Here is a 5,339-nt window from a genome sequence, read left to right as displayed (position 1 = left end):
CGGCGCGGCTGGCCTTTTCGGCAGCCCACAGCACGGTGCTGCTTACTGCCTCGTTGCTGGTGGCCCTGCTGGCAGCCTGGGTTTTTCACGGGCTGCGCCACCAGCAGCCCAAGGGCATGACGGGGCGTTCAGGCACAAAGGCTCCGCACGAACAGTAAAGCAGATTAATTTTGAGAATGGACATGCTCAAAGTTTAAGACACGCCCGCTTCGGATTTTACCAGCACAAATACATCGCGCTTACTCATGCAGCCGCCAGAGCAGTTTCAAAGTGAAAATGCTCCAGGGCATGGCACTTCGGCATATTGGTCCAACGGCAAGACATCTCGACTGCTTGCCCACCGACGAAGTTTCTCGACTCTTGTCCTGTCGACGCAACATCCTGCCCGCTTTCTCAACAAACTTCGCGGCCAGGGAAATGCCGTTTTTTCCTGTGCCGCTCACAATACGCATGTAGCGCAATGGACCAGCCAGCAAGCTGACCAGCCTGAGCCCGCTATTTACAATTTTGGCAATCATCTTGCATAACAACACGCATGGACGTGTTCGGATATAACCAGGCCGAGGTTCTGAGCCTCATACTGACCATGATGCGCGTAAGCATCGTCATGTTCATGCTGCCTGTTTTTTCCACAAACAACATTCCCATTCAGGTCAAAGCCGCCGTAACCCTTGTGTTTACACTGGGCGTGTGGCCGCATCTGGCCCTGCCGGGCAGCTACATGCCCGCGCATCCCTTTGATCTCGTGCTCATGGTTCTGGGCGAAGCGGTGCTTGGCCTTGTGCTGGGCATGGCCGTCAATTTTCTGTTTATGGGCATTCAGGCGGGGGGAGAACTGCTGGGATTCCAGATGGGCTTTACCATGATCAACTTTGCGGACCCGCTCACAGGAAACCAGACCGGCATTACGGCGTTTTTTCTCTGGATGGTGTCGCTGCTGACTTTTCTGGCCCTGGACGGGCATCTGTACATGATCAAGGGCTTTGCGGCATCGTTCAAGATAGTGCCGCCGGGGGCGCTGTTCATCGGATCCAACATTCTGTGGCAGATACTGCACCTGGCCGCGCAGATGTTTGTGCTGGCCCTGCAGATCGCGGCCCCGGTCATGGTGGCGCTGTTTATGGTCGAGGTGGCGCTGGGCCTTGTAGCCCGAACGTCACCCCAGATTCATATTATGGAGTTCGGCTTTCCGGCCAAGATCGGCGTGGGCTTTTTCTTTGTGGGCCTGCTGCTGGTCATCATGGCCGACCATGTGGAAACCTTCGTTCTGGGGCTGGACGGCCTGTTCATCAATCTGCTGCGCTCCATGAGCGCGCTGTATCAGTAGCACTTACAAAAAACCTGTCCTGCAACTGTGGGAGCAGACGCCAGCGCAGGTTTTTGTCTTTAATTAACCTTGCGACACTTTTTTCAAATATTACACACCGGGCTTAAAAAGAGCGTTCATCATCGCCGCCTCTTGCGGCACAGATAGCTTACAGAACTTTGTAGATGTACAGTTTTTGCATTCAGGGTGTAAATATTTTTTCAAAAGCATCTCTTCAACTGACATCTCAAGATATTTTCCCAAATGAAACACTTTTAAGTTTGGACGATCACAGCACAAATATACATTTCCCATAAAATCTATAGTCGGGCTGATTCCAACTAGGCACATATGTCCATCTTTTGCGGAGAACCTTTCAGCAACATACCTTATATATTCAACATTTTCAACATCATCAATTATAACAGACCTCTTCTCTTTAAACGTTACAGACGTTTTCGCTACATTTTTACATTTTAATGGATCACCACATGCTTTTGTAACAAAAAAATGCATACCTAGCATTTTAGCAAATTGACACATCAGAAATGATTCATTCTGATTATAATCAAATAACAAGTATTTTATTTTTGTTTTACTTACAAATTCTTTATTTGATCCTACCAGCCGCAAATTATTTTTAACAACTTCAACATTGGATCCTCTATGGTATATTTGTTGGATCTTATTTGAAAACCCACTAACAGAGACAATCAACTCATCGAGGCCCGCCCCAAAAGCTTCTTGGATAGGAGCATTACATACAGAAAAATTAGACGAAATCACTGTTTTTAAACCAAAGAACTTTGCAACCCGAATGAATGATGCGATATCCCTATTTAGAAAAGGCTCTGTCCAATTATACAAATAGACCTTATCTATGCCTTCTTTAATAAGCTTACTGCATATTCTTTTAAATAACTCTAAATCCATTTTACCTGAAGAATTTTTCATAGTTCGAGAACCACGAACACATTCAGGGCACCTTAAATTGCACGCGTCTATAAGATCAATCACAGCTGCATGGGCGCTGTCTTGATCAGGCCAAACACTTGAGGGAAGAAAATTCTCTTTTTTATCTGGCATAATATGCCCATTTAGGGTAACTTTATTGTTAAAAATATAAAAAGATATCGCCTGAAAAACCATAAAAAACAAAATCATTTCATCTTCGATCACAACTCAGTTTCACCGAAATCTTGCGTTGCCCACTGGGGCTGAGCCTTGGAGTAGCAAGCGCGGGATTGTCGGTCAAACATGGTCTTTTCATCAAACGTTGTGGCTCTTTTTCGCAGTTGAACTTCCATAGCGTCCACCGCTCGGGGCGTGCGCAAAACAACATCCATTGCGATGCCGGCCTTGCGCATGTCTTTTCCCACTGAAGACAGCTTGTACTGGCAGCCTTCAAGATCAAAACGAGCTTCACGCCACCCTGAATACCAATGCCATTCTGTATAATAGAGCCAACTGTTTTCATTGAAGGCGTGTCGATGGGTCGGGTCCTGCCAGGCGCCAAGTCCAAGCTCGTAAGGGACACAAATGTGCAGAACACCGCCATCTCCGAGTAGCGCCAACAAATTGCTCATGGTAGTCAACACGTCTTCTACGTGCTCGAGAACATCAAACAACCGGATATTTCTAAACATCCCCGGCTTGATTTGCACTGCCCCAAACCGACTAGTTTCATAAGTAATCTCTGAATCCAACGGCCGCGATATATCCAAAACAATATCCGGGTTCCAACGTGCGGAAATATCCACATTAATAGCTTGAGTCAAAAAATCCTTCCCAGAACCGACATTAAGAAAAGTCGGCATGGGGGCAAACACCTTGGGCTGGGCCTCCCCCGTGCCCACGACGGTTCTGAGTATCTCTTCATAGGCATTACGACCAAACTGCAAAAAAGCTGCCTTTTCCATAGCCATAATTGCTCTTGGTCGCTGGAGAAGATCTATAACCTTTTCCTCTAGCTGTTCGTACGGCGCGTAGATGCAGGCACTTTCAAACCCCTCATGCACCTCTGTGTCTACATTGCATTCGCATACGACACATTTTCTGTTTGCCCATAAATATCCCAAGCGTATAATCTCCTGAATTCCAGGGATGTAGTAATGGACATTTAAGACTATCTTTGAACGAGCTATTAAAATATCTCTGTGCAGCCCGAAAACTCCATCAAAACCTAAAGCATTCACACCAGCAGCGCGTAACTTCTTAATGAGCGATACGCGACGCTCATTCATCGCCCCATACAACAACACATCAATATCTTTAGGATAGCATGGATCGATACGGGTCATTTCTGGGCAATACCCAAACGGAACATGCCGCACGCCTGTGATGCCGAACTTTGCTTCAAACCGCTTAATATTTTCTCTGCTATAATCCCAAACTTCAAAACGTGAACAGGCTTTTATATAGGCAGGATAGAGTCCTTTGCTGCCTTCAATCAGTTGTTCCAGATTATAAATAATAATATTTTCTGGTAAGGATGATATTTCATCTTCGGAGAGATTAAAAAGACCAAAAACAATATTTATTTTTTCTGGATCAAGGCTGTTCCGAATAAGCGAGGTGCTATGCCCAAGCCTGCGTAGCGCGAGGTGTAATGGAATTGCAATATCGTCAAAGGTTCTTGCTTTCCCAATAATTGAAACAGCAAAACCTTTTTGGCACTTTTGGCTCATAGCACATTCACCCTGTTTAATTTTTTCGGGCTGCTAATCAACCAGTAAGGTTATTAGAGAATTTCCTTCAACGAAATCCCTGAAACGACACGAGCCGCATCGCGTACATACCAAGCAAGAATTTCTCTGCGATCCAAAGCTATCCCTTTATCGCCAAAAGAGTGCAGCGACGCATCCCTGTGAATCCCCAAAGAACAGTTGTGCGGATCAAGCGGATCGTCAAAATGCTCTACTTGCAGCAGCGGGTAGAGATAGCCATTTATGTAACCTCGTCGGAAAATTTCTTTTTGGTAACCTGTCCACCCAAGAGTTTTTTGGGGACTGATAGCGAGATCCCCAATTAAACGCTGCAGGCTCCGTCGAAAAAGATAGCAACACCCTCCAATATACGCATCGGGGATCAATTGGACTCCGTCCACAGAAACGACCCGTTTTTCCAGAGCTGGAACATCCACATACCCTAGGTTAAAATGAAAACCGCCAATAACCCCGAGATCCGGCACACGTTGATGGGCTTCTAAAAGTCGCTTGAGCCAATTGCGTGGCACTAGGGTATCATTATCAACCTTACCCAAAAATTCGGCATTTGAAGTACGCCAAAAAGCGTTGGTTGGAGTAGAAATACCCATATTTTTTTCAAGAAAAAAAACATGCTTAATCTGCTTACGATGACGCCTTGCAAATTCGCGCAGGTAATCTACCGTGCCATCTGTGGACCCATTATCGACAATGGTCAGTTCAAAATTCGCCCCTGCATTTTCAACGAGGGCCGGAAGCGTTACTTTCGTATACGCCAGTCTATTATACGTAATATAAAGAATACTCACAGAAGCGTCCATCATCGTTCTCCTGTCAATTTTCGATCTGTTTCCAGTATCATATGAAAATCAGGGGAAGGACTGCTGTTCTGACAGCTCAGAGGCGTCACCTTCGCGCTTTTGCGAGCCTTACCCCGCCGCTTTTTTCAGACGGGCCAGGGTTTCGTCCCTGCCGAGAAAAGCCATGATTTCGTTCAGGTGCGAGCCGCCCATAAAGCCCATAAGGGCAGTGCGCAGGGGCGGGGCCACCTCTTTGAATTTGAGGCCGTTGTCAGCCACGTAGGCGTTGAGGGCAGCCTCAAGGCTTTCGGCCGCAAAGGGTTCGCAGGCCGCGAATACGGCGGCCAGGGCCGTCAGATGGGCCTTGCCCGCTTCCGTCAGATGTTTGGCGGCGTCTTTTTCAGCAAATTCAAGTTCTGCCGCAGTGACCAGCAGGGGGCGGAAGCTTTCGGCCAGGGCCTTGAGGTTGTTGGCACGCTCGCGGAACATGGCGCACAGCGGCTCCAGGCGTTCCTGCGGCAGCTTGCC

Annotated in this window: 4 protein-coding genes and 1 pseudogene; 1 reads left to right on the top strand and 4 read right to left on the bottom strand. The window is 47.2% G+C overall.

The genetic code is table 11. From position 1 onward, the window contains the following. Positions 1-535 precede the first annotated feature (535 nt). The gene (fliR, locus tag V6C16_RS07345; protein WP_333536728.1) at positions 536-1,327 is read left to right on the top strand and encodes a flagellar biosynthetic protein FliR; all 792 of its coding nucleotides are present in this window, start codon (positions 536-538) and stop codon (positions 1,325-1,327) included. A gap of 90 nt (positions 1,328-1,417) precedes the next feature. On the opposite strand, the gene V6C16_RS07340 is transcribed toward fliR, so the two are convergent. From V6C16_RS07340 to V6C16_RS07325, 4 genes and pseudogenes are all read right to left on the bottom strand, one after another. Beyond that, positions 1,418-2,485, bottom strand: coding sequence for a radical SAM protein (locus tag V6C16_RS07340; RefSeq protein ID WP_333536726.1), 1,068 nt, complete (start codon positions 2,483-2,485; stop codon positions 1,418-1,420). After that, on the bottom strand, positions 2,482-3,993 hold the full coding sequence (locus V6C16_RS07335; protein ID WP_333536725.1) for a hypothetical protein: 1,512 nt from the start codon (positions 3,991-3,993) through the stop codon (positions 2,482-2,484). Before V6C16_RS07335 ends, V6C16_RS07340 begins: the two co-directional genes overlap by 4 nt. Positions 3,994-4,046: 53 nt before the next feature. Further along, a complete protein-coding gene (locus V6C16_RS07330; protein WP_333536724.1) occupies positions 4,047-4,835 on the bottom strand; it encodes a glycosyltransferase in 789 nt (262 codons plus the stop codon). Positions 4,836-4,940: 105 nt separating this feature from the next. Further along, positions 4,941-5,339 (bottom strand): annotated as a pseudogene (locus V6C16_RS07325) (glutamate--tRNA ligase); the annotation flags it as partial.

It is taken from the genome of Desulfovibrio sp. 1188_IL3213 (genome assembly GCF_036763145.1).
Lineage (GTDB): Bacteria > Desulfobacterota > Desulfovibrionia > Desulfovibrionales > Desulfovibrionaceae > Desulfovibrio.
The sequence above is the reverse complement of the archived record's forward strand: the minus strand, read 5'-3'. Positions and strand labels throughout refer to the sequence as shown.